The 5,876-nt window shown below is 67.6% G+C and carries 5 protein-coding genes; 2 read left to right on the forward strand and 3 right to left on the reverse strand.

Annotation, left to right across the window (positions count from 1 at the left end):
* The 3 genes from VMS22_13520 to VMS22_13530 all read right to left on the reverse strand — a co-directional run.
* Nucleotides 1-1,765: efflux RND transporter permease subunit (locus tag VMS22_13520; GenBank protein HXJ35046.1), on the reverse strand; the 1,765-nt coding region annotated here is incomplete at its 3' end.
* Between the two features lie 945 nt (nucleotides 1,766-2,710).
* Nucleotides 2,711-2,881 (reverse strand): hypothetical protein, encoded by a 171-nt coding sequence (locus tag VMS22_13525; GenBank protein ID HXJ35047.1) that lies wholly within the window; start codon nucleotides 2,879-2,881, stop codon nucleotides 2,711-2,713.
* A 323-nt stretch (nucleotides 2,882-3,204) separates the two neighbouring features.
* A complete protein-coding gene (locus VMS22_13530) occupies nucleotides 3,205-3,612 on the reverse strand; it encodes an ion channel (GenBank protein HXJ35048.1) in 408 nt (135 codons plus the stop codon).
* Between the two features lie 384 nt (nucleotides 3,613-3,996).
* On the opposite strand from VMS22_13530, the gene gnd reads away from it, so the two are divergent.
* Nucleotides 3,997-5,013: a decarboxylating 6-phosphogluconate dehydrogenase gene (gene gnd / locus VMS22_13535; GenBank protein ID HXJ35049.1), complete on the forward strand. Its 1,017-nt coding sequence runs from the start codon at nucleotides 3,997-3,999 to the stop codon at nucleotides 5,011-5,013.
* The coding region (locus tag VMS22_13540; GenBank protein HXJ35050.1) for a glucose-6-phosphate dehydrogenase at nucleotides 5,010-5,876 on the forward strand (867 nt) is incomplete at its 3' end. The genes gnd and VMS22_13540, both read left to right, overlap by 4 nt.

Raw genomic sequence — 5,876 nt, forward strand, 5'->3', positions numbered from 1 at the left:
TCTCCTCGAGGCGCGTGCCGGCCGGGCAGCGGACGTGCAAACGGAGCTGCCCCGCGTCGACCGTCGGGAAGAAGTCCATGCCGATCAGCCAGAAGAGGCCGAGGGAGAGCGTCACGAAGCCCGCGAAGAGGCCGGCCACGAGGCGCCGGTGAGCGAGCGCCCACCCGAGGAGCGCGGCATACCCGTCCCGAAACCGCTCGAAGCGACGGTTGAACGTCTGGTGCACGGCCCAGATGCGCCCCGCATCGGTGACGGTGTGCTCGGCGCCCGGGGCGTGCAGGTGTGCCTCCGCCGGGAGCAGGTAGCGCACCATGGTAGGGACGACGGTGCGGGAGAGGAGGTAGCTCGCGAGCATCGCGAAGACGACCGCCTCGGCGAGCGGCGTGAAGAGGTACTTCGCGACGCCCGTGATGAAGACGACCGGGACGAACACGATGCAGATGCAGAGCGTCGCGACGAAGGCCGGGGTTGCGATCTGCTGCGCGCCGTCGAGGATCGCCCTGATCACCGGCTTCCCCATCGCGAGGTTCCGGTTCGTGTTCTCGATCTCGACCGTCGCGTCGTCGACCAGGATGCCGACCGCGAGGGCGAGCCCGCCGAGCGTCATCACATTGAGCGTCTCACCGAAAAGCGAGAGCGTGATCACCGAGACCAGGATGGCGAGCGGGATGGAGACGACGATCACGAGCGTCGAGCGCCACGACCCGAGGAAGAGGAGGATCATGAGCCCGGTGAGCGCGGCGGCGATGATGGCCTCGCGGAGGACGCCCTGGAGCGAGGCGCGCACGAACATCGACTGGTCGAAGAGCGGCTTCACCTCGAGCTCCGGGGGAAGGGTCGCCTGGATGCGGGGCAGGGCGTCCTTCACGCGCTGGACGATGTCGAGGGTCGAGGCGCTCGGCGTCTTCAGCACCGCCAGCAGCGCCGAGAGCTGGCCGTCGACGTGGACCATGTTCGTCTGCACGGCGAACCCGTCGCGCACCTGGGCGACGTCGCGCATGTACACCGTGGCGCCGCCGACCTGCTTCACCGGGAGATCGTTCAGCGTCTCGAGGATGTCGGGCGAGGAGTTGGTGCGGATGTTGTACTCGATGGGTCCGATCTTGGCGGTGCCGGCCGGCAGGATGACGTTCTGGGTCCCGAGCACCGTGGACACGTCGAAGGCCGACAGGCCCTTGGCGTAGAGCGCGTCCGGATCGAGATCGACCATGACGGACCGCACCTTGCCGCCCCACGGCAGCGGCACCTGCGCGCCCTGCACGGTCGCGAGCTGGGTCCGGATGAAGTTGAGGCCGTAGTCGTAGAGCTGCTGCTCGCTCAGCGTCGGCGACTCGAGCGCCAGCTGGAGGATCGGGACGTTGGACGCCGAGTACCGGATGATCAGCGGCGGCGTCGTCCCCGGTGGCATGGACCGCAGCAGGGTCTGGTTGATGGCCGTCACCTCCGCGTCGGCCGACCCGATGCTCGCGTCGGGCTGGAAGAAGACGCGGATCACCCCGACGCCGGCGAGCGACTGCGACTCGATGTGCTCGATGCTGTTGACGGTCGTGGTCATCGCCCGCTCGGAGATGGTGACCATGCGGCCCTCCATCTCGTTCGGCGAGAGCCCGGTGTACTGCCAGATGATCGAGATGACCGGGATGTTGATCTCGGGGAAGATGTCGACCGGCGTCCGCGCGATGGTGAGTACGCCGCCGATGGCGATGAGCATCGCCATCACGATGAAGGTGTAGGGGCGGCGGAGCGCGAGTCGGACGATCCACATGGCGGGGTCTACTCGTAAGGCAAGGCCCGTGCCGTCTATTCTACCGAGGGTAGAGCCCGCCGGCGCGTCAGATCACGGCGCCGAGGTCTAGCCAGTGTCGATACCGAGCTGGCCGTGTCGGCATTTCGGCACTGCCCAGAGGTGGGCCACCGGAAAACGCGCCATCGGCCGTCGTCCACGTCTGTTGTCTCAACTTCGGTCTCCTCTAGCCCCTCCTTCAGGTGGTCGTGGGGGTAAGACGGTGCCATCGCGACCACCACGACTTCGACGGCTGCCTCGAAGCGCTCGCCGCCGTCCGCGCACGAGCACCACTCAGTTGGTGCAGGGAACCGGAACGTGGCGATGTGAAGTCCGATCGTCGGGGCGCCCCCAGACGCCGTCGCACTGGGACAGAAGGATGGTCTCCGGCTCGCTCTCCGTCGCCCCGCGCCGGCGCAGCGCGGCGACGTGGACGGGGAGCTCCCACCGGGTGCGTGGGACTAAAGCTTCCGGCCCGAGTCGGTCCAGAGCTCGATTGATATCCGCCAAGGTCAGCATGCAGGCTTTCAGCAATGACCGAGCCAACGGTAGCCGCGTTCGGGACCCCACCCCCCCGCCACGTCAACGTCGGGTATTGCTGGCGGCGCGACGTCGCACTGAAGGCGCCCCAGGACTTGCCTGCCGGACTCTCGGCACGCGCGCCGAGCAGTCGACAGCATGCGGCGCCGCTCGATGGTCTGGCACAGGCGCTCGAGCTGCAGGACATCGGCACGGACCAGGTCGCCGCGATCGCGTTCGGGGCGTGGGCCTTCGACGGCGACTGGGATCGCTCGACGCGCACGAAGTCCGTTACAGAAGGACTGGGCCGAAGTAGAAGCCAACGAACGATGCAGCCCGGAACAGGGTCGTGCGGGTCGGGCGGCAGCGCGTCCCTCGAGCCGCGGTCATGGGAGTCCCGGTCCTCGTTCAGGCCGCGACGAGGGCAGCCAGGTCGAAGCGCGCTCCCTTGAAGGTGCCGCAAAGGCGCACGTTTCCGTGGTTCACCATGTAGACGACGGTCGCGATCACCTCATTGTCCGAGTGCGCGTGCTCTGCAACCGCATTCACGAGATCGAGGAGCGTGACGTTCCGTGCCATCGCTGTACCCTCCTGCCAACGACCCGATCGCAAGTTCGATACCAGGGACGGATGAGCTCTGAGCCGGCCGCTTGCCCGCCGGCCGGTCGATATCCCGGCAGTCGTGCCGCGCGGTCGGCACGCGACCTCCCGCCGGACGGCCACTGGCGCTCCCGCACCCTTTACGGTCGGGTGGCATGGTCGTTGCGATACCGCAGCGCCGATGACGACTCATCGAACCGTATCGGGGGGCCGTGCGATCGGCGCCATCGCCATGGTCGCAGCGCTTTACTGCAAGAGAACCGAAGCGGACGAGAACATCCTCCACGTTCATTCCCCCCTGATCACAGGAGTCTGTGACCCGTCCGAAGCCGGATCAACGTCTGGATCACGCTGAAGAGGACCGCGCCCGACACGCCGAACATCAGCATCCCGGCGAGGGCCTCGAGCGGCGCGAGGAGTCTCCAGGCGGGTGACATGACGACACCACTGTCGCCGAGCGTGGTGAAGTTCATTGCCGAGTGGTAGAGCGCGACGGTGAAGCCGTCGAACTCGCCGCAACGGATGAAGAGCTCCGCCCATGCAGCGATCTGGACGAGCTGTGCGGCAGCTAGGAGAAGTAGAGTCCGCACGATCACGCCGATGTTGTGCAGCCATCGGTCGATCCCGTTCGGCCCTTCAGTCTCTCGATGGATGAAACGACTGATCGCCGTGATCGCCAAGGCCTGGACCACGACCATCGCGACGAGCATTAGGCATCCAACCGCCAGTGGAGCACCGAGGGTCATTCCCGTAGCATTCGCACGGTCCGCATCAACAGCCCACATTCTACAGTCAACCCCGCGGCGCTCTCGGCGTGCAGGATACACGCCATCGCAAGCGCCTCGTCCGGAGCCCGTCGAGAGCCCGGCCGTGCCGAGCCGTCGGCACCTTTGACGGCGGCTCGTCAGCTCCGGCCGGGTACGGGACCGACCGACGTCGAAAACTCTCGCGGAACGCCGGTTCTTGCCGCGGCATGGCGTCTGCAGAGGGCGTCCTTCACGATCTCGGCGGCGACCTGCACCCGCGGTATCGTCGAGGCCGGATGACGACAAGGAAGTCATCGTCATGAGCGAAGATCACGTCGGGAGGACACGATGCAGGTAGGGGTGATCGGTCTCGGGCGAATGGGCGCCAACATGGTACGGCGCTGGCTGCGCGGCGGGCACGACTGCGTCGTGCACGACGTATCCCCCGACGCGGTCCGTGCGCTCGCCGGCGACGGAGCCGCGGGGTGCGCGTCGCTCGGCGAGCTCGTCGACCGGCTCACGAAGCCGCGCGTCGTGTGGCTCATGGTCCCCGCCGCCGTCGTCGACGCCACCCTCGAAGAACTCGTGCCGCGCCTGACGGCGGGCGACGTGATCGTCGATGGTGGCAACTCGTACTATCGGGACGACGTCGACCGGGCGAAGCGCCTCGCGACGCGCGGCCTCCACTACGTCGATTGTGGTACGAGCGGCGGCGTGTGGGGTCTCGAGCGCGGCTACTGTCTGATGATCGGTGGCGAATCGGACGTCGTGGGCCGTCTCGACCCGCTCTTCGCCACCCTCGCTCCCGGCGGGGCCGGCGCTTCGCGGACGCCGGGGCGGGACGGGCGGAGCACGGCCGAGGCCGGCTATCTGCACTGTGGGCAGAACGGCGCCGGGCACTTCGTGAAGATGGTGCACAATGGCATCGAGTACGGGCTCATGGCCGCATACGCCGAGGGGTTCAGCATCCTCCGGCACGCGAACGTCGGAAAGCGGAACCGCACGGCCGATGCCGAAACGACCCCGCTCCGCAGCCCGGAGTACTATCAGTACGACCTGAACCTCGCGGACATCGCCGAGGTGTGGCGCCGTGGGAGTGTCGTCGCCTCCTGGCTCCTGGACCTCACGGCGGCGGCGCTCGCGAGCGACCCGATGCTCGAGCGGTTCACCGGGCGGGTCTCGGATTCCGGCGAGGGCCGCTGGACGCTCGACGCCGCGGTCGACGAGGCCGTGCCGGCGCACGTGCTTGCCGCCGCACTGTTCGAGCGCTTCGCCTCGCGCGGTGAGGCGGAGTTCCAGGATCGGATGCTGTCGGCGATGCGGTTCGGGTTCGGGGGGCACGTCGAGAAGGCGGGGGGCGCGTGACCGGCCCCCGTGCCGATGCGCTCGTCTTCTTTGGTGCTACGGGCGATCTGGCCTACAAGAAGATCTTCCCCACGTTGCACGCCATGGCTCGTCGCGGCCACCTCGACGTGCCCGTGGTCGCGGTGGCGCGCGAGGCCTGGACGCTCGAGCAGCTTCGGGCGCGCGCCCACGAGAGCATCGACACGCACGGAGGCGGTGTGGACGAGACGGCCTTCGCGACGCTCGCTGCCCGCCTGGAATATGTCGACGGGGACTACGCCGATCGGAACACCTACCGCACCCTGCACGAGAAGCTTTCGGGTGCGTCGCGGCCGCTCCACTATCTCGCGATTCCGCCCAGCATGTTCGCCACGGTCGTCGAAGGGCTGGAGGGTGCGGGTAACGCGCGTGACGCCAGGGTCGTCCTCGAGAAGCCCTTCGGCCGGGATCTCGGGTCCGCGCAGGCCCTGAATGCCACGCTGCATCGCGTGTTCGACGAATCGTCGATCTTCCGGATCGATCACTACCTCGGCAAGCGGTCCGTCCAGAACCTCGTGATGTTCCGCTTCGGCAACACCTTCCTCGAACCCATCTGGAACCGGAACTATGTCGCCAGCGTCCAGATCACGATGGCGGAGAGCTTCGGGGTCCAGGGCCGTGGGCGGTTCTACGAGGAGGCGGGAGCCATCCGCGACGTCGTGCAGAACCACTTGCTGCAGGTGGTGAGCTTCCTCGCGATGGAGCCTCCCCTGACGACGTACCATGAGTCGATCCGCGACGAGCAGGTGAAGGTGTTCCGCGCGATTCGCCCGCTCGATCCCGAAGATCTCGTGCGCGGGCAGTTCCGCGGGTACCGGAAGGAGCCAGGCGTGGCACCGAACTCC

The sequence above is a fragment of the Candidatus Eisenbacteria bacterium genome (assembly GCA_035577985.1).
In the GTDB taxonomy this organism is placed as follows: Bacteria; Desulfobacterota; Binatia; order DP-6; family DP-6; genus DATJZY01.

Bases quoted from the DNA above. Each gene is read 5' to 3' on its own strand.
- VMS22_13530 (HXJ35048.1), bottom strand. From the start codon at position 3,612: ATGCTCGTCGCGATGGTCGTGGTCCAGGCCTTGGCGATCACGGCGATC.
- VMS22_13525 (HXJ35047.1), bottom strand. From the start codon at position 2,881: ATGGCACGGAACGTCACGCTCCTCGATCTCGTGAATGCGGTTGCAGAG.
- gnd (HXJ35049.1), top strand. From the start codon at position 3,997: ATGCAGGTAGGGGTGATCGGTCTCGGGCGAATGGGCGCCAACATGGTA.